This is a genomic window from Flavobacterium sp. B183 (genome assembly GCF_023539155.1).
GTDB lineage: Bacteria > Bacteroidota > Bacteroidia > Flavobacteriales > Flavobacteriaceae > Flavobacterium > Flavobacterium tructae.
Map to the genome: position 1 here is coordinate 4,590,962 of NZ_CP097434.1, position 24,078 is coordinate 4,615,039.

Sequence of the window (24,078 nt, forward strand, 5' to 3'; positions counted from 1 at the left end):
ACGCAAAGTGCCTGTTTTAAAATAATGATATTTGTATTTTTAATGATATAATTTTAAAGGGTGAATAATTTTTAACACAAAAAAGTATGGTTTTACTAATAAACATCATTATCCTCCTTGTAGCTTTCCGATTACTGTTTGAACAAAAGATTATAGGCAGTCTCATGAAAAAACAATGGACAAACCTTATCCGATTTCAACACGTCCTGTTTTTTATGATATACACCACCTTTCTGGTAATTTCGACACTTTATTTTACCGAAATGCCTTTTGCGTTGTATAGAATACTTTTTATTATGGCGGTTAACACGGTATTATATTTTGTTTGTTATTCCTATTTAGTTCCCGCCTATTACCAAACCAATAAGTATCCCGAATACCTGTTATATGCACTGATATTATTTATATCAACAACATTGCTAAGGCTGCTTGTTGAACCTGAGTTTTCGCAAGAGAACGATGCAGTACAAGACCAGACATTGTTTTTGATCAGTGTGTACAGTTCGCAGAGTATCGTGATTTTAGTTGCTTCTTTTTTAGGAATATCAAGACATAAATTCTTAATCGAATACGACTATCTCGACCTTGAGGTGAAAAAAAATGAGACCGACCTCAACCTCATGAAGTCAAAGATAAATCCTCACTTTTTACTCAATACCCTTAACAACATTTACGCGGGCAGTTACAACCAGCATGGCAATACAACTGAAGCAATACTACAACTAAGCCAGCTGTTACAATATGTTATATACGAAACCGATAAAAAAACTATTGCGATACACAAAGAGTTCGAAATGATGAAAGCTCTTGCAGGTTTGTATCAACTTAAGTACAACAATGCGCTGAATATAGTATTTGATCTAAATGATAGTGAAGTACAGGAACAGGTAGAGGTTCCTCCTTCTGTATATTTTACACTTTTTGAAAATGCACTAAAACACTCCGGTATTGGAGCGGATAGAGAAGCCTATATTAAGGTGAACTTTGATAAGGTTGATGATACCTTCGTATTCAGGATAGAAAATTCTGTACCGGACAAGATTCACTTTAATAACCATAACGGATATAACGGAATGGGGCTCGTTGCACTGAAAAAAATCCTCACCATGAAATATGCAGAAAATTATCAATTGTTTGACGAATTATTAAATAAGACGTACTTTTCTACTCTCAAAATTAAATTATGAAACAATTGCAGGCTGTGGGCGTAGATGACGAATACCTTGCGCTGGAGCTAATAAGAAACTACTGTGCCAATACTGATGGTGTTAACCTGCTCGCTACCTTTAGCAATCCACAGGAAGCCATCGATTTTTTGCAGCAAAATGAAGTTGACTTACTTATCCTCGACATTAATATGCCCGACATCAACGGCATAGAGTTACTGCAAAATACACCCAACAAGCCTCTCTGCATTTTTATAACCGCTGAAGAACAACATGCTGCCAAAGCATTTGAACTTGATGTGGTAGATTATCTTATAAAACCTATAAGTATCGAACGTTTTGAAAAAGCCATTACAAAGGCCAAAGAATACCATCATTTTATAAAGTCTAAAGATATTGCTGAGGACTATATTATGTTTAAGTCAGACTATATTGTGAACAAAGTCAAGCTGGATGATATTTTCTGGATAGAAGGTTTTGGCGAATACCTTAAAATTGTATCCCGCTATAAAAATCACATGGTATTGGAACGCATGGCAAAGTTTGAAGAAATGCACCGACACCTGGGTTTTATCAGAATACATAAGTCGTATTTGGTTTTAAAAAGCCACGTAAAATCATTCAATTCACGCATGGTACAGCTCAGAGATGGCAGAGAGTTGCCAATAGGCCGTACTTATAAAGACAATCTTAAAGAAATTTAATCACTGCTTCAAAATATTATAATTTCCTTATATTTTACAACATATGGTTAATTCTGCTCCCTCTACAATTTCATAAAAACAGAAAACCGGCAAAACAAACCTCTAAAAGCCAGGGTTCTAAACTTCTTTACAGCGAAATTGATCTCTTTATTTTTCAATCAAAAGAGAAAGCTTTCTTTACTTCATTCCATCCCAAATCAACACCAACAACAACAATTTTCTTTGTTAGTTTTAGAGGTCACCTAACGCAAGTGATCAGATTTTTCATGCAAATAACCGTAATTTTTCCTGCAAAATACCGTAGATTTTTATAAATACTAAGAGGTACATTTAAGTTTTAATTCGCTCTAACTGAAACACTGAGCACTATTTTAGAAGTAAAATTCTCATCGTACTTATTCAAAAATGAAACAAATACATTAGATAACAGTATGAACGAATTTAGAAAAAATATAAAAACCATAAAAAAAGAAGTATTTTTTTACAAACAAGCTAAAAATAATCCAGTATTTAAAGTTTTTGTAAAAAAATCATTATAAAATAAATTTCAATACTCATAATTTAGAAGAAATTTATTACTTTTATTCCACTATACCACGATAACTACTATAGTACCACAAAGGTCATTATTGAAGTTACACCATTTCCAAATCTCATTTCAATCTTATCAACCTATGAAAAATTCTACTATTATAGGATTAACGCCTTTTGAAAAGCCAGACGTCAACCTAATGTCTCAATTATTTCAAGCCGGAGCATTCCCCGTATTAAGTTTAGGACATGATATCGAAATCGCTCAGGAAGCATTACATCAACTTGACGGGAACAATATACCTTCCTACGGTATATACCTTACCAATGACAGGCTAACATCCCTTCAACTGCCCGAGCAGGTAAGCCTTGCGATCCTTCCATTTGGAATCTCAGTAGAAATCTATCCTAACGTATCACGAATTTATCAGGTAACTAATCTTGAACAAGCCAGAGAAGCCGAACAACTGGGAGCTGTTGGAATTATTGTAAAAGGAAACGAAGCTGCGGGATTAGTTGGTTATGAATCCACATTTGTTCTCTTTCAGCGTGTCATACAAGAAATCAAGACCATACCTGTATGGGTACAAGGAGGAATAGGCCTTCATACCGCCGCTGCTGTAAAAGCCCTTGGAGCAAAAGGTATTGTGTTAGACAGTCAATTGGCATTATATCCCGAAAGTTCCGTTCCTCAGGAACTCAAAAATCTATGTTCGAAATTAAATGGAACAGAAACCAAAATCATCGCCCAGCATCGCGTATTGGTTAGACCCAACTCGCCTGTTTTATCTGAAAATATTTCTATCGAAGAGTTAGAACAGTACTTTAATGACCTTGACCCCAACAATAGTTACATTCCGATGGGGCAAGACATTGCTTTAGCAACAGATTTGTATGAAAATTTCAAAACGCTGAAAAAATTGATTTTTGGATTTCATGAAGCCCTATATGGTCATCTGAAACAAGCAAAAGCATCTGCAATTATTGACGAAAATAATCCATTAGCCAAACAACTTGGCCTACGCTACCCGATCGCCCAGGGACCGATGACCCGCGTAAGTGATGTTCCGGCATTTGCCAAAGCGGTAGCCGAAACAGGAGCTTTACCTTTTATAGCTCTTTCTTTACTCAAAGGAGAACAAGCAAGAGCATTAGTCATCGAAACTCAAAAACTGGCCAGTGATAAAACCTGGGGTGTAGGGATATTAGGTTTTGCTCCACAAGAATTACGAGAAGAACAAACCGCCTATATCCTTGAAGCCAAACCTCCCGTAGTATTGATCGCAGGAGGTCGGCCTGCACAAGCTAAAGTATTTGAAAAAGCTGGTATAACTACCTTTTTACATGTACCTTCCCCAGCGTTACTGGATATTTTCCTAAAAGAAGGCGCCAAAAATTTCGTGTTTGAAGGTCGGGAATGTGGTGGACATGTTGGCCCGCTCTCCAGCACAGTACTTTGGGAAAAACAAATTGAACGTATTTTAAAAGAAGATCATCCGGAAAATATAAGTGTATTTTTTGCCGGCGGAATTCATGATGCTTTTTCCACGGCCTTTGTATCTATTATGACCGCCACTCTCGCTGCCCGAGGTGTAAAAGTTGGTGTATTAATGGGAACAGCCTATTTGTATACACAAGAAGCAGTGAGTACAGGAGCAATTCAGCAAGAGTTTCAGCAGCAAGCAATGAAAGCTAAAGATACCGTCTTGCTGGAAACGGCACCAGGTCATGAAACACGTTGTTTAAATACGGCATTCGCCTTACATTTCGACAATGAAAAGAAAAAGTTACTAGCCCTTGGAACGGACAAAAAGCAAATTTGGGAAGAGCTTGAAAAACTGAATGTAGGACGTCTCAGGATTGCAGCAAAAGGCATTGACCGTCAAGGTGATGCACTCGTAACGATACCTAAAAACCAACAACTTGATTTAGGTATGTATATGATTGGGCAGGTAGCCACCATGCACAATCAGGTGATTACACTGGAATCACTCCATCATAACGTTGCTATCGAAAATCAAAAATACATTGAACAGGCTGCTCTGCCGGAAAAACCTTCATCAGCCGACAAAGCCCTGGATATCGCTATTATAGGTATGGAATGCGTGTTCCCGGGTGCCAAAAATTTAGCAGAATACTGGCGTAATATCATTCTTGGAAAAGACTGCGTTACGGAAGTACCGGAGGAACGATGGAATAAAGACCTCTATTATCAGCCTGATTCTAATGGTTCGGATGTATCACATTCAAAATGGGGCGGTTTTATTCCAAAAATAGATTTTGACCCATTAGAATTTGGCATTCCGCCACAATCTCTCGCAGCCATAGAGCCAACGCAGCTTTTAACTTTACTCGTTGCCAAACGTGCAATGGAAGATGCGGGTTATGGTGAAAAACAAATCAACAGAGAAAATATATCGGTTATAATTGGTGCTGAAGGCGGAAATGATCTTGCCAACAGTTACAGTTTCAGAGGTTATTACAAACAAGTTTTCGGAGAGCTTCACGAAGAAGTAGAAAAAGCATTTCCACAAACCACCGAGGATTCATTTCCGGGTATATTGGCCAATGTAATTGCCGGCAGAATCACCAATCGTCTGGATCTGGGAGGAAGAAATTTTACCGTAGATGCTGCCTGTGCTTCATCAATAGCTGCTATTGATTTAGCATGCCAGGAATTGATCCTGGGCAAATCGGATATGGTACTTACCGGAGGAGCAGATTTGCATAACGGTATCAACGATTATCTGATGTTTTCCAGCACGCATGCCCTCTCCCGCAAAGGGCGCTGTGCAACATTTGACAGTGCTGCCGACGGTATTGCGCTGGGCGAAGGGGTCGCTATTTTAGTCTTAAAACGATATGAAGATGCCCTTCGTGATGGTGACCGTATTTATTCGGTGATAAAAGGTGTCGGAGGATCGAGCGACGGTAAAGCCCTTGGTCTTACCGCACCGCGAAAAATCGGTCAGGAACGCGCACTGGAACGCGCCTATGATCAGGCAGGTATCAGTGCCGCTACAGTTGGTTTAGTTGAAGCTCATGGTACCGGAACAGTGGTAGGAGATAAAACAGAGCTTACGGCACTCACCAATCTATTTCTAAAATCCGGGGCTTTACCGTCTCAGACCCATCTTGGATCTGTAAAAACTCAAATCGGACATACCAAATGTGCTGCCGGTCTGGCCGGACTGATCAAAGCCACGATGGCCGTATACCACGGAGTAAAACCTCCTACCCTTCATCTCCAACAGCCCAATGCCTACTTCGATGCCCACACAAGTCCTTTTGCTTTTCATGCAAAAACAGGATTATGGTCCGAAAAAGAGCGTTATGCAGGTATTAGTGCCTTCGGTTTTGGTGGTACCAATTTTCATATGGTAATCGAAAATCATCCACAAAAAGAAGAAGCCGCCATTCTGCAATCCTGGCCCTCCGAATTATTCGTCTTCCGGGGAGATAATTATGATGCAGCCAAAATTCAATTAGAACAGGTAAAAACTTTATTGCAAATCAATGATAGTTTATCTTTAAAAGACATTGCCTACAGCTTAGCCGTGGGTTCAGAAAAACCGATACAATTGAGCATTGTTGCAGATACAGCCGAAGATCTGGTGATGAAAATCGAACTCTTGTTAACGGGCATTGAAAGTAAAGATATTTTTATGGTCAGTAAACGAGCGGGTAAAACTGCCTTTTTGTTTCCCGGACAAGGCAGCCAAAACATTCATATGGCGCGAGATCTGTTCGTGCTGTTTCCTGCTCTGCGAAAAATCATATCACAATATCCTGATTTAGAAAAAGTGGTCTTCCCTGCAGCCACATTTGATACCGCATCCTTAAAAAAACAAAAAGAAACCATTAAGGATACCCGTCTGGCACAACCACTTTTAGGTATTGTAGATCTTGCTTTAGCTCAATTGTTACAGTCATTCGGTATTGTACCTGATATGCTAGCAGGACATAGTTATGGAGAGTTACCGGCTTTATGTTTTGCCGGTGTATTTAACGAACAACAGTTGGTTGAACTCAGCAGCAAACGTGCACAATCTATTCTAGATGCCATTACAGATGGTGATCCCGGAGCTATGGTAGCCGTAAACATTGATGCGGATCGTTTGAAAACAATTCTGGATCAACATCAGGACTGCTATCCGGTCAATTACAATTCGCCAACTCAATGCGTTGTTGCCGGAAGTACCGCAGCCATTGATAAATTCATGGAGGCACTTAAAAACGAACGCATCTCAGCCAAAAAACTAGAGGTTGCCTGTGCCTTTCACAGTCCTTTGGTGAGCAAATCCAAAGATTTGTATGCCGATGTTCTGAAAGAAATTCCTTTTCAGGAAATGCAGATTCCGGTTTGGTCCAACACCACAGCAGTCTTATACCCAAGCGCGGTATCTGACATTAAAGCACAATTGACCGATCACCTGGTGCAACCCGTGCATTTTGTTGACGAAATCCAGGCCATGTATGCCGATGGAGCAAGGATATTTATTGAAGTAGGTCCCGGAAAAATATTAACAGGACTAACAAAGGCCTGCCTCAATCAAGAGGAACTGATCCTACATGTTGAGGATAACAATCATAACAGTCTCACCCACCTCCTTTGTATGCTGGCACAATACCTTGGAACTGGCCGCACTTTTAATCTAAATAAACTTTTTGAAGACAGATACGCAAATTTAATCCAAATCGATCAACCGGATCTTTATCAAAAGAGCCCAACGATTTGGCGTGTAAATGGACAAGCCGCTCATCCAACCACAGGTACTTTACCTGCTCATGGTGCATTACCAATCGTAACTCCCATTCAAATGACAAACTCCAAGATCATCCAGACACCAGATACACAACCTGCCGCAGAACACATACTACAAGAATATTTAAACAGTATGAAAATGTTGATCCAGGCGCAGCGGGATGTCATGCTTTCCTTCTTAGGACAACAGCAGCACCTAGCTCCTATTCCCGTTTATGCTGCGACAGTAGAAAATAAGACGGCTAATCCATTGGCAGCAACCGTAATTACGAACGATAAACCGATAGCTAAAGTATCCCTGCAAATACCTTCAAGAGATATCAAATCTTTGTTGTTAACAGTGGTATGCGAAAAAACCGGCTATCCGCAGGAAATGTTAGGAATGGAAATGGATCTGGAAGCTGACCTCAGCATTGATTCTATTAAAAGAGTTGAAATTATCGGCGCGCTCCGTAATGAGCTTGGCATACTCAACAGTGATCATGAAAATGAAGATACGGTGATGGAACAACTGGCGGCCATAAAAACTTTAAACGGACTTGTAATCTGGCTTACGGAATACACAGGTACTGTTGATTCAGTTGCAACAAAAATTGAATTATCACCTGTACCAGCAGATAAAACCACCGTGACACTTGCAGAACTGCAAACGGCTATTTTAGATATTGTTAGTGAAAAGACCGGTTATCCGAAAGAAATGTTGGGACTGGATCTGGATCTGGAAGCCGATTTAAGTATAGATTCCATTAAACGAATGGAAATCATCAGCGATCTGAAAAATAAAATCGGATTTGGTGATGACAAGGAGCAGGCTGATGATCTTATGGAAAAATTAGCCGCCATAAAAACGTTAAATGGTTTAGCTGCCTGGATAAGTGAAATGAGCACAACTGAACCTGTGCAAAGTTTATTGACACGCCTGAGGTTTGATTTAGTACCCACCCTTATTTCCGAAGCACAAAACACCGAAATCCTTAAAGGAAAACGATTTGCAATAGTTCCGGACAATGGAACACAAACATTGGCTATTAAAACGATATTGGAGCAATACGGTGCAATCACTGAATTGGTTCATAACGAACAAAATCTAGCGCTCTTTGATGGACTGATTATTACCGATATATACTCCGCTACTGTGAAGCATAGTATCATCGACCACGTTGGTTTAATTAAGAATATGGATCTTGAAAAAGCGCAATGGATTTATTTGATCTCCGATATCCCGGCACATGTAGAAGAATTAAAAGACACCCGTGCATTACGTCATTATCAGGGTTATCCCGGCTTATTCAAAAGTTTAGCTCGTGAGTTTGAACAAACCAACTTCAGGCTGATCAGTCTCAATACGGCACAGGAAGTAGACCAAATAGCCGAAATTACTTTACGCGAGATCCTGACAACAGACCAATCCGTTGAAGTGATTTACAAAAACAATCAACGCCATAAAGTCGAAATAATACCTTCGCCCATGTTAACAGCTCTTGATCGGGCACATATCGAATTGGACAAAAAATCGGTTGTTTTAGTCCTTGGCGGAGGACAGGGGATTACTGCGGAACTGGTCAAACACATGTCTGCCACTTATCCATGTACCTATGTTCTTGTGGGCAGATCAACAGATCCGAGAGAAGTTATTACCGATTCAAAAGAATTAGAACTAATGGAATCGAAAGAAGAAATCAGAAGCTACTTCATCAAGACCGGTAATTTCAGTGCTCCATCTGAAATTGAAAAAGAGACGCTGCGAATTTTCAAAAACAATCAAATTCTGCGTACCATTCGACATATGGAAGAATTGGGAAATAAAGTAGTCTATCAATCCTTAGATGTTTGCGATGAAGAGGGCTTGACTCAGCTTATCCATGATATTTATAAACAATATGGACAATTGGACGGTGTCATTCATGGTGCAGGTCTTTTAGAAGACAAACTTTTCAAGCAGAAAACCACCAGTTCTTTTGAACGTGTCTTTGATACAAAAGTAAAACCCTTACGTGTACTAGCGGAACAATTGCGCTCAGATTGCCAGTTTGTAGTTTTATTTTCAAGCATTGCTTCTGTGTATGGTAACAAAGGACAAACGGATTATGCCGCAGCCAATAGTGTATTGGATGATTATGCCAAGGTCTTAAACAAAAGGCTGAAAGGAAAAGTAATCTCGATCAACTGGGGGCCATGGAAAGGCGCAGGAATGGTTTCTTCATCATTAGAAAGTGAGTACGAACGCCGCGGAATTTCATTAATTCCACTAGAAGAAGGGAAAGAACTGTTTCTGAACGAAATCAAATATGGAACAGAAAGTCAGGTATTAATTATGTCCGGCAAAAATTGGTAATAACCGTCGTATTCCTCTATTATGAAAAAAACAGATATTGCTATTGTAGGTTTATCCTGCCTGTTTCCTGGTGCAAAAAATGCAGCCGAATTCTGGCAGAATATCATCAATAAAGTCGACTCCACGCAAGTTGTTCCGGCAGATCGAATCGATCCTGTTCACTTTTACGGAAGCAAGGAAGCTACGGACCGCTTTTATTGTAATCGTGGCGGGTTTATTCCTGATTATGAATTCGACCCTACGGCCTTTGGTATCTTACCTCTTGCCGTTGAAGGCACTGAACCTGACCATCTATTAACACTCGAACTCGTTCAAAAAGCATTAGAAGACGCAGGTGTATTCCGAAAAAAAGTTTCATTGGAACGAACCGGAATTGTCATCGGAAAAGGGAATTATACAGGTCCCGGAGCTACACGCGCCATTGAAATTGTACGTACTGGCGAACAGATATTCTCACTTTTGCAAGAACTATTGCCGGAGGTATCTTCTTCCGATATTGAAAAAATAAAACAGGCCTTTCAGGAACGCAAAGGGCGGTTTTCTGCAGATACCGCCATGGGGTTAATCCCCAACCTTGTTGCCTCATTAGTCTCCAACCGATTCAATCTTGGAGGCGTTGCTTTCACCGTTGATGCGGCCTGTGCAAGCGCTCTTGTAGCCGTAGACCATGCCGTGCAAGAGTTGCTGCGTGGCCGAAGCGATATGATGATTGCCGGCGGAGTTCATACCGGTCAAAATGCTGCATTTTGGAGCATATTCAGCCAATTGGGTGCATTATCACAGCAACAGCAAATCAAGCCCTTTAGCGAAGATGCAGACGGATTGCTCATTGGAGAAGGCTGTGGTTTCGTTGTCCTAAAACGGTTGGAAGACGCTGTACGCGATCAGGATAAAATTTATGCCGTTATTAAAGGAGTTGGTATCAGCAGTGATGGCAATGGAACAAGCGTGATGAGCCCTTCTGTAAAAGGCCAGTTAAAAGCATTGGAACAAGCGTGGACACAAGCCAATTTAAATAAAGAACAAATTGGCTATCTGGAAGCTCATGGCACAGGAACTCCCTTAGGTGATAAAACAGAACTGCAAACTCTGTCTCAATTTTTTGGCAAAGAAGAAACCGCTGCACGCGCCGGTATAGGATCAGTCAAATCCAACATAGGGCACGCCATGCCAGCTGCCGGAATAGCGGGTTTAATTAAAACCTGTCTGGCTCTGCATCACGACACATTGCCACCTACCTTATATTGTGAAAACCCAACCGCCTCTATACAAGACACCAGATTTACACCGATTCAGGAAGCTAAGAGCTGGTCACAAACCGGTTTACCCAAAATCGCAGCAGTAAATGCATTTGGATTTGGAGGGATCAACGCCCACGTAGTTCTGGAGGGTTATGATATTCCCAAAAAAGACGAAGTATTGTTGCTTGCAAGACCGACACGTGAAGCTTTACTTTCGGCTCTTCAGGATAACGATACCTCCGTAGGAAATGGAGATTATCGTATTGCACTCTTTGATCCAACACCCGAGCGTATTCAAAAAGCAATCAAAATTGTGTCCAAAAATAATGCGTGGCGCAATAAACAAGATATTTGGTACACCTCTGCTCCCCTTTTACAAAATGGCGGCAAACTAGCTTTTGTATTCCCGGGATTAGACGGTTTAGAAAAAGGCGAAGTTGAAACAGTCAGTCGATATTTTGGATTGACAGCACCTATAGAAACAGCCGGTGAAGGACTGCTGAACGACGCATTAGGTATTTTTAATACTTGTGGCATACTGGACAGTTCCTTAAAAAAATTGGGAATCTATCCGGATATGAATGCCGGACATAGTTTAGGAGAATGGTTAGCGGGATATGCTTCAGATTTGGCCGAAGCCAGTTCTGTCAAGGATTTAATCAATGTTCTTGATCCGAAAACATTTGAACTAAAAGATTCAAAATTCATTGCTATCGGAGCAGGTCTTGAAGAGGTAAAGCCATTGATTGAACAAATTCCTAACCTTTATATTTCCAATGATAATTGTCCACATCAGGTTATCCTGTGTGGTACAAATGCGGCACTTCAGGAATTGACCCCTTTATTAAAATCAAAACAGATATTCCACCAGGTTTTACCGTTTCAATCCGGTTTTCATTCTCCATTTGTTGCAGATAAACTGGATGTGATCTTAGCCGGTATGGAAAAAGTTCAATTCCAAAAAACAAAAATTCCGTTGTGGTCAGCCACTACACTCCTGCCTTATCCGGCAGATCAGAAGTCTATCCGTAAATTAAGCGCCGAACATTTGGTACAGCCTGTAAGATTTCGGGAACTAACCGAAAAACTTTATGCGGAAGGAGTTCGTTTTTTTATTCAGGTAGGTACAGGAGGATTAATCGGTTTTATTGATGATACGCTAAAAGGCAGCCCCTTCAGTACCCTTGCTTCAAGTGTAGCCAATCGAACAGCACTTGCTCAGCTGCAACGGGTAGTAGCCGCTTTATTTGTAGAAGGAAAAGTACTGGCGCTCGATTTTTTAAACATTCAAAATCACAGAAAAATAGTCCCAAAAAAAGGCATAAAATTACAATTAGGGTCACCTATTATACGTGATTTTGAACCTCTGCAAAACTTACGGAAATCAATCCATACCGTACAACCCAAAAAGGTTTTAACCGAAGCAAAAGTAAGTCACCCCTTGGTCCGTGCCTTTCAGGAAAATATCGCCGATATGATCCGAATGCAGGAAGAAGTACTGGATGTCTTTCAAAATCAGGGAGAAGCCGTCGTTTTAACACCTGTTTTAACGAAAAAACAACTGACCGACAGTCCTTTTACAAAAACACTACACGTCAATTTAGATACGCATCCTTATCTGATTGATCACAGCCTTTTGCGACAACCCAAAGGCTGGTCGGATGTGGCAGATATGGAACCTGTGATTCCAATGACCATGATTTTTGAATTACTGGCAGAAGCAGCACAAGCAGAACAGCCGGAAACCAAAATTCACAAAATCATGAACGTCAGTGTATTTCAATGGATGAACGTTGCCAGGCCTTTTGAAAAAATGATAAAAGGCGTCTGGCGTTCCAACCATCACGCCTATCTGGACATAGAGAATTTTGCCAATTCAGAGGTGTTTTTAACAGCATCACATCCACCACAACCTACTTTTGATCTTTCAATAGGCGAACGATTGCCTATTGAGCGAACTCCTTTGGAAATCTATGAGAAGCACATGTTCCATGGAGAAAAATATCAGGGTATTACGGTCATATCAGCTGTTGGAAAGAAAGGTATTACTGGACAAATAAAAGGTAATGGCGGTAAAGGTTCCTTATTGGATAATGCCGGACAATTGTTTGGATTATGGTTACAGCTTACCTTAACCAAAGACCGCATTGCTTTTCCGGTCAAAATCAAACAAATTGAATTCTTCGAAGATATGCACGATCAGGACGGTGTATTTGAGTGTACCTGTATATTGACTGAATTAAACGATGAGTTTGCTATCGCTGACATTGTACTACAAAGAGACGGAAAAGTTTGGTGTGCGATAAAAGGATGGCAAAACCGGAGATTAGAAATTGACGAAGCTTTATGGAATGTTTCCATGTCTCCGCTCCATAACCGTCTGTCAGAAGAAATTGCCCCACAAGTCTTTTTCTTTCATCAGGCCTACTCGCGCGTAAGTTCCTGGGATTTTATACTGAAACGTTATTTCAATCAAAAGGAAAAACAATACTATCAGGAGCTCCTGCCCAATCGCAGAAAAAATTGGATGGTGAGCCGTGTAGCCGTAAAAGATGCCGTAAGACAGGTGCTGAGCGAAAAGAAAAAGCAGCCCAGTTATCCTATCACCTTTGAGATTTATTCTGATAAAACAGGCAAACCTCATCTCAAAGGCAATGCTACAGAGCAGATTCAGATCTCACTGGCACATAAAGGAAAAGATGCTGTAGCCATTGCGCGGCACGATAAACCGGTGGGTATTGACATGGAAATCATTGCCGAACGCAGTCCTGAATTTTATCAATTGGTATTCACCGATACAGAATTAGCCTTACTGGAAGAACGAGATCAGGCCGAATGGACCACCCGATTTTGGGTAGCAAAAGAAGCTTATGGAAAATTATTGGGAACGGGGCTGAAAGGTAACCCCAAAAGACACGAAGTAACCTGCATACAAGGCGATCATCTGTGGATCGATCAAGTAGAAATCAAAACAATCAAACACCTAAATTATATTATCGGATGGACACTTTAAACACGACATTAAAAAGAAATCATGAGGAGTTATTCAACCTTTTAAAGGGTTTTATTACAGAAATTATTGGTGAAGAATTTGTAGAAGAAATGGATATCACTCCGCAAAGTTCATTTACCAAAGATCTGGAAATGGACAGTATAGAAATTGTATCCTTTTCAGAAAAAATCAAAGCACACTTTGGCGATCAGATCGATTTCACGGGCTGGTTGTCTGCTATGGATTTGGATGAACTGATCAATCTTGATCTGAATAAAATCATTAATTATATCTACGAATGCCAATAATCACTATTAATAATAAAAAAGTTCACGTACAGGAACTCAATAAAGGTGCTGAAGATACCGTGGTACTGATCCACGGTATGTTTAGTAATCTTTCTATTTATTATTTTAACATTGCTCCCATTTTGGCACAACACTTTCATGTGGTGATGTATGATCTAAAAAGTCATGGCAGAAGTGAGCGTACCTTAGAAGGATATGATTTAGAAAATATGTCCTCTGATTTAATCGCAATGATGGATTGCCTCCAAATCAAAAAAGCACAACTTGTTGGTTATAGCTTTGGCGGACTTATTGCACTCCAAACTGCTTTGATAGCCCCTGAACGTGTAGATCAATTGGTTGTCATTGAAGCACCGGATCCGCAAGATGAAAAGGCACGAGGTATTATCGAAGCTTACAGCAAGGAATTTCTCGAACATTACATCGCCAATTTTACGGATACCACAAAAGTGAAAATGGGGAAAAGACAATTCGAAAAAAACCATCGGTTATACGAGTTTCTATTCAATCAGACCAGTATCAAAGCAGATATGGTTAAAGAAAAAGATTTTCTGTATCAGTTTCTTATTTCCGAATTACGCATACCCACTCTGTTACTCTATGGATCAGCTTCTGACTGTAAACCGACAGGAGAATGGTTAGAATCTCAAATTGGTACAGCCGAGCTGAAACTCATCGATGGAGATCACAATATTCCCATTCAGGCTCCCATTCAGATAGCAGAAACTATTGTTCAATTTTTAACTAACCCTTTATTACAGAACTATGGCTAAATTTGTATTTGTTGTCCCCCCATTAACAGGTCATGTCAATCCTACATTGAGTATTGGTGCCGAGCTTTTAGAAAGAGGACATAAAGTAGCATGGATCAGTCTTGACCAAAACTTAGAATCTAAACTTCCTGAAGGCGGACAATTACTGCTTATCCAATACGATCAGACTGACGAAGAAAAAAGAGAGAGCGAACAGTATCTCGATATCATTTCAAAAAAGGTCGTTTACGGTATTGACAGTATCAAGTTTTTATACGACGAAGTGTTGATCCCTTTAAACAGACATTGTTATAACGGAATTGTTAAGCTGTTGGAAGCCTATGAACCAGATTTAGTCATTGGTGATCATCAATTATTTGCGGCGGCAATTGCGGCAAAAAAAGTGAATCGTCCTTATGCGACCTCCGTAACCGCCCCGGCAGCAATCAAAATTATAAGTGAGTTACCCAAAGTACACGAATGGGAAGTCAATCAGATCCTGGCGCTACAAGAAGAGCTTGGTGTCAAAGAAAAACAATCACTGGCTTGCTCTGATCTTCTTACTTTAGTGTTAACTTCTCAGTATTTCTTTGGAGAAATGGATCTCAGCTCAAACTATCAATTTACAGGTCCGGTAATAACAGAACGCCGTATATCCAGCACTTTCGATTGGGAGCGTTTGAAAAACAGTCCAGGGAAAAAAATCTTAGTCAGCATCGGCACCACATTCGACCACGAGCATAAGAAAGCCTTTTTTCAAAAGGTAATCGATGCCTTTCAGGACGAAGATCTAACGGTTGTAGTGGTTTCAGATCCAGATTTATTTGATCAGTGGCCTGAAAATTTTATGGTCTATGCGCAAATTCCTCAATTGGATTTGTTACCTCATTTAGATGCTGTTGTGTGCCATGGTGGACACAACACGGTCTCAGAAGCCCTTTCACAGGGTCTGCCACTCGTTGTTATTCCAATTGCATACGATCAGTCACATGTTGCAGGGCGTGTCGTACGTACCGGAGCCGGTGAACGTCTCAATTTTAACCGATTTAAAGCAAATCATCTAAAAAGTAGTGTTCATGATATTCTGAATAATCCTCAATATCGCGAAGCTGCCCTCAAAGTTCGCCAATCTTTTATAGATGCAGGCGGAACGAAGACTGCAGCAGATCTACTCGAACATGCCATAATTTCCGCACAGCGATCTACTGAATCTCCGGCCAAATTTCTCGTTGTTGTTCCGCCATTTTTCGGACATATCAGTCCAACATTAAGTTTGGGTGCCAGTTTATTGGCTCGTGGTCATGAAGTCAAATGGTTTGGTATTACACCATTGGCGAAGGAACATATTCCAACAGGAGGAACTTATATCTATCCCGAGGAAGATCTCCTGCCTTATCAGGAAGAACTTCAGCGAATATTAAAACGACAAGACGATGGCCCATCTTGTTCGGGGCCGGAAGTCATGAAACTGGCACTGGAAGAAACCTATGTTCCATTTGCCAAAATGATGATGCCGGGCTTAGAAACACTACTCGGTCACTGGCAGCCTGATGTAATTATTAATGACTGTATCACTTTTGGTGGCGCTTTATTTGCACACAAACATCGTATCCCTTCTGTGACAACAACCCCGGTACCACCGGATGTTATGGGGGACACCGAGAAAAGTGCTCCCAAAATATTTGAATGGCAGCAAAATCTCATCAAAGAGCTGCAAAAAGAAGTCGGTATCGCTGATGAGGGTATCTTCATACATTCACATCAACTAAATCTGGTGTTCACCTCGCAATCATTTGCCGGTTTTGAAACGGTACCCTCGCATATGAAATTTGTAGGTCCGGTAAAAGGCCGTCCTAATAATAGTCCATTTGACTGGGAACGATTAGCAGCCAGCACAACGCCAAAAATATTTGTGTCTTTGGGTACTTTATTAGTGGATATCCGAAAAGATTTTTTTGGCAAACTCATTGAAGCATTTGCCGACCAACCCGTTACTATAATAGCCGCGACACCGCCTGATATATTTGACAAATGGCCTTCTAATTTTATTGTAAATGGTTTTGTCCCGCAATCTACATTGATGCCCCACATGGATATGGTCATCTGTCACGGTGGTTTCAATACTGTAAACGACACCTTTACCAATGGTCTGCCGATGTTGATTACACCAATCGCTTACGATCACTTTCATACCGCAAAGTTGATTGAACAAGCGGGCTGTGGAATCAGCATTCGATACAAACGACTTCGCATAGAAGACCTGAGAAAAACTGTCTTTGAGCTTTTAGAAAACCCTAAATACAGAAATGCAGCCAAAGAAGTTCAAACCGCTTTTCTAACAGCAGGCGGCAATGACAAAGCGGTTGCATTATTAGAAGATTTTGTAAAACAAGAACGTTTAGTATTAGCTTCAGTATAAAATATGAAAAGAAGATTGTTATTTGGAGAGCGTATGCTTTTGGGAGAAGGAAAAGACCCCTTCCATGTTGTTATTCCTTTTCGCCTGCGCGGTGTATTGGAGGAAAAAGAGATTCAGTATGCTTTGGGCAGACTTCAGAAAAAACATCCCTGGTTACGGGCATGTATCCATATTGATGAAAAAAATATCCCATGGTTTGAATTATCTAAGCTACCGAATCCAATTCCTATCCGTATTGTGGATCAAAAAAGAGAAGAGGACTGGCAACAAGAAACCTTGCGAGAATTGCAGACACTCTTTGATTATAAAAACAAACCTTTGATCCGCCTGGTGTGGATCAAAGGAAATGATACTTCAGATATGCTCCTGACTTTTCATCACTGTCTATGTGATGGTGGTGCTGCGATGAATTTAATTCATGAATTTTTAAAAGTATTGGATAATCCTAAAGCAGATATAGGCATTGAAAATCCTATTTTAGGTATTCAGGACGTCGTTCCTTCCCTAATTTTAAATAGTAACAGACAAAGATTCAAAGCAAAAATGATTGGTCGACTGGCAACATTCGCCATCAAATGCATTCCCGTCAGCAAAAAAGCGATTGATCGACAGACAGACTATTTGATTCATTGGAAATTAGATCCGGCCACAAGTCAACAGCTTATTTCCCATTGTCAATCACTAGCCATAACCGTCAATACTTTTTTAAGTGCTATCGTATTGGATACCTTTAAAAAAGTACGCGGAAACAAAGCCTTCAATAAAGTTTCTTGTCCGGTAGATATCAGGCGCTTTGCTCCTCAGGTAAAAAAAGATCATATTTTCGCCTTCGGCCTGATGATTGTCCTGTCATCAGATCCTAAACTCGATTTCTTAGACAATTTACGTGTCATGCAGCAGCATGTAGATCGCAAAACCGCGAAACTTAATCCCTATATCACCATGATGGTTATGGAATCTGCTCATAAGGCGCTGAACAACTTTACAAAACTTCTAAAACGAGGCAAGTCCTCCAACGATTGTATGTTTTCTAACCTGGGACGTATTCAGATACCCCATCAATACCAATCCTTTGCGTTGGAAACTATTCGCAGTCCATCAGTAATTGGGCCATTGGGTAATACAACAACTATCCTTACCTCTACTTATCAAGGTGTTATCGACTTCTCGTTTATGGGAAGCGAAGGTTATTTGCCTTATCACGAAGCCTTAGCCATTCGTAATGAAATAACTGATTCTATCAAACGCCAATTAAATTATCAAGCCGCCTCATGAACAAGCGAAAACTCTTATTAGTGGAACGAATCATGTATGTGGATTCCGCCACACCTCTAAACTGTGTCTTTACAGCAAAAATAAAAGGTGAAATTCTACAAGAACAGATCGAAATTGCCTTAACAAAAATCCAACACAAGCATCCATTGCTCCGTGCAGAGGTTGATTTACAGGATAAGCAGCATCCGGCTTATGCCATCAGGGAAAATATGAAACCTATTCCGCTTCGCATCGTAAAACGTCAAACAGATACCCATTGGTTAGCAGAATCTGAACAAGAATGGTATCGGCAGTTTAAAGGCGAAGGCTCCCCTTTGGCTCAATTGGTATGGATCAAAGGACAAAAATTCTCTGAATTGTTATGGGTAGTGCCCCATTGTATCTGCGATGGAACCAGCATGGTCACTTTGATGCAGGAATTACTTGCCTTAATCGATAATCCGACACTTGATCTGAAACCCTATCCACTCTTCCAATCGGTCAACAATTTCCTAACGCCCCAGTTTGATCTTCAAAAAAAAGCTCGCAAAGCAAAGCTTTTTTTATTTTTGGGGAAATTTTTCTTTTTACTGCAACGGAAAAATAAAAAAAGAAATCTTGGAAAAAATTATGCCATTCATTGGAAATTAGATCCAACAAACTCCGCCGTTATAAAGCAAAAATGCAAAGACAGTGGTATTTCGGTACACGCCATTCTTTGTACCGCTTTTATGCAGGCTTTTCAGGACCTGCAAGGAAAATCAGCGAAAAAAAAGGTCATCAGTCCTATTGATATCCGCCATTTTATTCCTGAAATCAGAAAAGACCAAATGTTTGCCTTTGCCCCAACGGTGGAACTGTCTTTAAAAAAAGAAAAAAATCAGATACTGGATCAGGCTAAACACATCAAAAAAGATCTTGCTCAAAAAATAGAAAAAATGGACGCCCGGGAACTGCTCTGGATGGGTGAACAGATGCATCCTCTGGTACATCGAATGATTGCGCTGCTAAAATCCAGCCGAGGTGCACACGATCTGACGCTGTCGAATATGGGTAACCTTCAAATCCGGAACGATTACAAAAATTTCATTCTGGAAGATATCTTCAGTCCAACAGTAGCATTTCCCTGGCTAAATTCAAACACTTTAGTAACGACTACCTTTAACGATCAAATGGACTTTACCTTAATGTCCAACGAAGACTTCTTACCGAAACAAGAAGCTTCAAAAATTAAAGATAAGGCCTTGGAAATACTGGCTTTTCCCTTATAAATTACGTATGAAAACAGCAGCTCAGTCCAAAAAAACATCCCTCAAACGCTTTTTAAGAAAACGTGCGATTTATTATTTTCTTCCCAACGTATGTTTCAATTTTATTATTGCTTACGCCAGTTTCCAGGAATTAGGATATACTCATTTTTTTGCCGGTCCTCAAAGCTTAGCACGTTTAACATTGCCAATGGCTATCTTCTTGCCTGTAATCCTGACAATGGATATCATCAATCGGGTTATTGTTGCCTCCAAACAAGAATTAATCGAAGTGGCAATAGACCATAAGCTGAATAAAAACAAGTTTATCACAAAATTATGTCTGCTGCACGGTATCATAACCGGTTTATTCCTATTGGCTGTATTGCTTCTTGCGCAGCAAAGCCTAAGCACGAACCATAAATTAGATCCTACCCTTATGGCTCTTCTGGATGCTGTTCTTGCAGGCCTGCTTTCAATATTGTTTACTTATCTTCCCATCTACAGGTTAAAAAAACACTTTCACCAACCTCTGTCAAAGGTGCAGATAGAAACTGCTAACCATTAGCCTATACTCCCAGTAGAAAAAGAAGTGGAGCATTTTTTATTTCATAATTCCTTATCGGCAAAAATTAAATGATTTTTACATCCTATTTTAGAACATTTTTGCCGATAACGGAATTTTATTTACTCATTGCATACTTTTTATAGGGATGCTACTTATTTGTCTTTTAGATATTCATATAATATTCCTTATAGCCTAATCATAACAAATCATGTTTAGGCGCAACAAATCAATTGATTTCAAACCTAACACAAACTCCAGTCTTTATCTAAAAATTCATCCTCTCCCGGTTCCTCCGTTTTATAGGCAATCGCTTCCGGAATGGATGTTTTTGGAATGTTCACGTGTATGATTGTATTTTCCTTAATAGTATCAAGCTGTTGTAAAACGTCTTCGAGTTCATCGAGAGTGTTCACTTCAAAACCTTTCCCTCCAAATACATCAACGAGTTTGGCATATTTCCAACGATGCATTTCATTGTAGTCATAGACACTGTTTAAATCGGGGATATCATAATCTACCTGATCAGCACCACGGAAAGGATTTGGATTCACCAGCATTTGTTCGATACCATAAATACCATTATCCAATACAAAAACAATAGTATCATGTTTCAGTTTATTCTGTGTTGATATGGCCTGGCAGGTTTCCTGAAAAGCACCATCGCCAACAAATACCACCGGTCTTTTATCCGGTCTGGCACATTTTATTCCGGTTGCAGCAGGTACCGAATAACCGATAGAAAGCCATGATGCCTGCGCCACAAATCCATTAGGTTCTGCAATACGGATGCCTTGAGCTCCCAATAAAGGAAAACCGGCATCCGCAACTACTATATGACTGCCGTTTATAAAGCTATTGATCCGTTTGAAAAATGTATCATAGGTCAAAAGTGGTTTTTCATTTTTTGCTATGCTATCATCGGCGACAAAAAATGATTTAGGCAGCTTTTTTTCCGTGTCATACATTTCATAGGCACTAAAGGTAACTTTAGTGAGTTCTTCTTTCAGGAAAATAATAAAATCCTTTAGCGATACATTGGCCACATAAGAAGCACCTATTCTTACACCGCTGTGATTCGCGAGTACCGTGTCTTCTTTCCAGACATCAAAACCACCCAGATTTTTACCCGTGGTCCATACACCGAGACCAATTTTCACCTGAGCCTTTTCAAATTGTTCCTTAACATCTTTTGGTGATGCTTTGCCATTAAAGACTCCCCTAAATTTACGATGGTTTTCAGAAACGATCGATTTTCCGAGTATGGAAGTTACAAATTCCGTATCGGTAGTTTCAATCAGATCCAAAAATTCCTTTTGAATGCCGTAGCGCTGGATTTCAATTCCGCCCCAGAAAATAATCTCTTTTCCACGGGCCATTGCAGCAACCCTTTGAGCTGCCTTACGGGCACTTGTCTGGCATTTTGATGTTCCTTTTTCTACCAATGGAGTAACAGGTGCATTGCATTCCATTCGCCATGCATCTTCAAAAACCTCAAGGTAAACGGGTCTTCCGTACAAAAGACAGGCATTTAGTACTGCATCAATCTTATAAGGAGCGTCAGATGAACCCGTAATCTGTTCGGCTGCGACAGTAACATTACGAAACACATTGATATTGCTGTACATATCACCAGTCATGTGTGAAGCCAGCATTCCCTGAACAAGGCTTCGCTGTTGATCTTTATTGGTTGGAGCACCATTGATAACCAAAACAGGACAATGTTCTACATAAGAACCTGCAACCGAATTCAACAACGTAAATGCTCCCACGCCGTAGGTTACCGCTACTGCTGCAAAACCATTTTGTCGGGCATAAGCATCCGTACAATGTCCAGCATTTATTTCGTTTGTATCATTAACAATTTTAATTTTTGCCTTTTTGTCTTCAAGGATTGTATTTAAAAACGGAGCGGTATAATTGCCTGCAATACCAAATAAGTGGGTAAGCCCTAATTCTTCCAGGCGTATCTGCAGGTACTTTGCTACTGATATTTTTTGCTCTGCCATCTTAAATCGGGTTATTAAGATTACCTATATTCTCGTTGACTTCCAGTGCGGTACGAATTCCCGATTCTATAGCGCCTTCAATCCAGGCATGTTTTAGAGAAGTATGCTCTCCTGCAAAATGCGCTTTTCCTTTCCATTCTGTAGAAATAATATGGCGCTGTAATAACTGTAACTGACCCGGGTTGAAGATTGCCGCTTCGCCAAAAGCATAAGGATCACGCATCCAGCTTTGTGTTGCAGCACCCACTAATTTTCCGGGTTTCCCTTTGCGGTCTTTGATACTTGAACTGATTACAGCAAGATCGATAATACGCTGTTGTTCTTTCACATCATCGCTGTGCATGATGGCCAGATTTTTAAGCGCATAGAAATATCGGTCATCATCATCCATCGAATCCCAGCGGCTTGCTTCGTCTGACCAGCAATAGGAAGCCAAAACGACACCATGTCCGTTACTTCCCAAATCATTACTCGGATAATACGTAAAACGGTTAGAAAAATCGGTAATGGTACCACCGCCCACGATATTATACGGAGCTTCCTGCCACCATTTTTCACGAAATTCAAGCAGAATTTTAGTAGCAGAATCATAATGCAGTTCCCGGATTGCTTTTCGTTTTTGCTGCTTGAATTGTGGTGTTACATAAACGTGTCTTAGTGCCGAAAATGGTATGCTGACAATTACTTCATCAAATTCCATATCGCTAACAGGTGTTTTTAATGCTTTGAATCCTGCATCCTCATAAAACTGAGGATCACGCTGTACCTCTATGTCTACTTCTATTTTTACCTTGTCGTTGACAAGCATCATTTTAGTCATCCTACAATCAAAATAGGTATTTTCTTCTAGTTTATGGGCTTTAAAAAAGGCATTAGGCAGCTTGTCGCATCCGCCTACAATTTCCATAAATCGCGTAGAATCCTTAATAATATTTTGTTCAATAAAACTCTGGATGAAATCGTAAGCCATTCTGGATTCCAGATTTTGGAGCACACCAATCATTTCAATAGCATTCTCTGAATACATGGAATGCTCTTTCAGGAAACGACGCATCGAATACTCTCCGTAACGCTCGATCAAAACGGGCCAGTTTTTCTCCGGATCTTCTGCAATAAAAGCTTTAAGCGGATTAATAAGATTGGCCATTAACTGGTCTGCACGCATGTTTTCGCTACTGCCTACATGAAAGTCGAGCAAGGCGTTTACATCGACAATTTTACTCGCATCCTTGGGGATATATTCATTTTGAACCACACGTTTGCGGTTGACGTAAAAAAGAGAGTTTCTTGTAACTTCCGGTTTTGGTTTAGCAGGATCCGCCTGATATGCAATTGCCTGAGCTTTATCAACCGACAAATAATAAAAAGGCTCTGTTTTGAGTCCAAGTTTATCGATGTATTTGAGTACCATCTGATGTATGGTCGGGATGCGCATTGCCCCGGCTTCGCCATAAACAGTGTCATCTTCAAAATATTTTTTATCATCAGAATTTCGGAAAGTCTTAATTCGGCCGCCAACACGGGTATTAGATTCCACTATTGTAACCTTATGGCCTGCCTCCTTCAACATAGCCGCTGCTACCATTCCGGCCATTCCGGCACCAATGATCAATACGTCTTTTGGTTTATCCGTACGGGGAATTCCTTCGTCGATGTATTTTAAATATTGCTGAATAATTGGGTCATTCTCTTCGTCGAGTAAGCCGTGTAAGTAGTTTTCCATAATTAGGGAGTTTATTTGTTTGATATGTTATTGGTAACAACAAATAAACTCACTAAAACTGTGATTT

General features: G+C 40.2%; 12 protein-coding genes. 10 read left to right on the forward strand and 2 right to left on the reverse strand.

Translation table 11 applies throughout. The features are described from left to right. Nucleotides 1-86 precede the first annotated feature (86 nt). The 10 genes from M4I44_RS18955 to M4I44_RS19000 all read left to right on the forward strand — a co-directional run bounded on the left by M4I44_RS18955 (nucleotide 87) and on the right by M4I44_RS19000 (nucleotide 20,282). Nucleotides 87-1,187: a sensor histidine kinase gene (locus M4I44_RS18955; RefSeq protein WP_249965752.1), complete on the forward strand. Its 1,101-nt coding sequence runs from the start codon at nucleotides 87-89 to the stop codon at nucleotides 1,185-1,187. Beyond that, complete coding sequence (locus tag M4I44_RS18960) at nucleotides 1,184-1,870, forward strand: LytTR family DNA-binding domain-containing protein (RefSeq protein WP_249965753.1); 687 nt, start codon at nucleotides 1,184-1,186, stop codon at nucleotides 1,868-1,870. Before M4I44_RS18955 ends, M4I44_RS18960 begins: the two co-directional genes overlap by 4 nt. 731 nt (nucleotides 1,871-2,601) lie before the next feature. Beyond that, a complete protein-coding gene (locus M4I44_RS18965) occupies nucleotides 2,602-9,501 on the forward strand; it encodes a type I polyketide synthase (RefSeq protein ID WP_249965754.1) in 6,900 nt (2,299 codons plus the stop codon). Between the two features lie 21 nt (nucleotides 9,502-9,522). Continuing rightward, on the forward strand, nucleotides 9,523-13,755 hold the full coding sequence (locus M4I44_RS18970) for a type I polyketide synthase (protein ID WP_249965755.1): 4,233 nt from the start codon (nucleotides 9,523-9,525) through the stop codon (nucleotides 13,753-13,755). Beyond that, the gene (locus M4I44_RS18975) at nucleotides 13,743-14,042 is read left to right on the forward strand and encodes an acyl carrier protein (RefSeq protein ID WP_017496316.1); all 300 of its coding nucleotides are present in this window, start codon (nucleotides 13,743-13,745) and stop codon (nucleotides 14,040-14,042) included. The genes M4I44_RS18970 and M4I44_RS18975 overlap by 13 nt, the downstream gene beginning before the upstream one ends. Next, the gene (locus M4I44_RS18980) at nucleotides 14,033-14,815 is read left to right on the forward strand and encodes an alpha/beta fold hydrolase (RefSeq protein WP_249965756.1); all 783 of its coding nucleotides are present in this window, start codon (nucleotides 14,033-14,035) and stop codon (nucleotides 14,813-14,815) included. The genes M4I44_RS18975 and M4I44_RS18980 overlap by 10 nt, the downstream gene beginning before the upstream one ends. Then, nucleotides 14,808-17,213, forward strand: coding sequence for a glycosyltransferase (locus M4I44_RS18985; RefSeq protein ID WP_249965757.1), 2,406 nt, complete (start codon nucleotides 14,808-14,810; stop codon nucleotides 17,211-17,213). Before M4I44_RS18980 ends, M4I44_RS18985 begins: the two co-directional genes overlap by 8 nt. Nucleotides 17,214-17,216: 3 nt before the next feature. Beyond that, a complete protein-coding gene (locus M4I44_RS18990) occupies nucleotides 17,217-18,488 on the forward strand; it encodes a condensation domain-containing protein (protein WP_249965758.1) in 1,272 nt (423 codons plus the stop codon). After that, a complete protein-coding gene (locus M4I44_RS18995; protein WP_249965759.1) occupies nucleotides 18,485-19,738 on the forward strand; it encodes a condensation domain-containing protein in 1,254 nt (417 codons plus the stop codon). The genes M4I44_RS18990 and M4I44_RS18995 overlap by 4 nt, the downstream gene beginning before the upstream one ends. A 7-nt stretch (nucleotides 19,739-19,745) precedes the next feature. After that, complete coding sequence (locus M4I44_RS19000; RefSeq protein ID WP_249965760.1) at nucleotides 19,746-20,282, forward strand: hypothetical protein; 537 nt, start codon at nucleotides 19,746-19,748, stop codon at nucleotides 20,280-20,282. Nucleotides 20,283-20,524: 242 nt separating this feature from the next. Here M4I44_RS19000 and M4I44_RS19005 read toward each other — a convergent pair whose 3' ends face one another. Beyond that, entirely contained in the window at nucleotides 20,525-22,288 is a 1,764-nt protein-coding gene (locus tag M4I44_RS19005; RefSeq protein WP_249965761.1) for an alpha-keto acid decarboxylase family protein, read from the reverse strand. Between the two features lies 1 nt (nucleotide 22,289). Further along, nucleotides 22,290-24,011 carry an FAD-dependent oxidoreductase gene (locus M4I44_RS19010; RefSeq protein WP_249965762.1) on the reverse strand — a complete coding sequence of 574 codons (1,722 nt, stop codon included), beginning with the start codon at nucleotides 24,009-24,011 and terminating at the stop codon, nucleotides 22,290-22,292. Nucleotides 24,012-24,078 lie beyond the last annotated feature (67 nt).

Excerpts from the sequence above, each read along its gene's own strand:
- M4I44_RS18975 (WP_017496316.1), top strand. The coding sequence starts at position 13,743 with ATGGACACTTTAAACACGACATTAAAAAGAAATCATGAGGAGTTATTC.
- M4I44_RS18985 (WP_249965757.1), top strand. The coding sequence starts at position 14,808 with ATGGCTAAATTTGTATTTGTTGTCCCCCCATTAACAGGTCATGTCAAT.
- M4I44_RS18980 (WP_249965756.1), top strand. The coding sequence starts at position 14,033 with ATGCCAATAATCACTATTAATAATAAAAAAGTTCACGTACAGGAACTC.
- M4I44_RS19005 (WP_249965761.1), bottom strand. The coding sequence starts at position 22,288 with ATGGCAGAGCAAAAAATATCAGTAGCAAAGTACCTGCAGATACGCCTG.
- M4I44_RS19000 (WP_249965760.1), top strand. The coding sequence starts at position 19,746 with ATGAAAACAGCAGCTCAGTCCAAAAAAACATCCCTCAAACGCTTTTTA.
- M4I44_RS18955 (WP_249965752.1), top strand. The coding sequence starts at position 87 with ATGGTTTTACTAATAAACATCATTATCCTCCTTGTAGCTTTCCGATTA.
- M4I44_RS18970 (WP_249965755.1), top strand. The coding sequence starts at position 9,523 with ATGAAAAAAACAGATATTGCTATTGTAGGTTTATCCTGCCTGTTTCCT.
- M4I44_RS18990 (WP_249965758.1), top strand. The coding sequence starts at position 17,217 with ATGAAAAGAAGATTGTTATTTGGAGAGCGTATGCTTTTGGGAGAAGGA.
- M4I44_RS19010 (WP_249965762.1), bottom strand. The coding sequence starts at position 24,011 with ATGGAAAACTACTTACACGGCTTACTCGACGAAGAGAATGACCCAATT.
- M4I44_RS18995 (WP_249965759.1), top strand. The coding sequence starts at position 18,485 with ATGAACAAGCGAAAACTCTTATTAGTGGAACGAATCATGTATGTGGAT.
- M4I44_RS18960 (WP_249965753.1), top strand. The coding sequence starts at position 1,184 with ATGAAACAATTGCAGGCTGTGGGCGTAGATGACGAATACCTTGCGCTG.
- M4I44_RS18965 (WP_249965754.1), top strand. The coding sequence starts at position 2,602 with ATGTCTCAATTATTTCAAGCCGGAGCATTCCCCGTATTAAGTTTAGGA.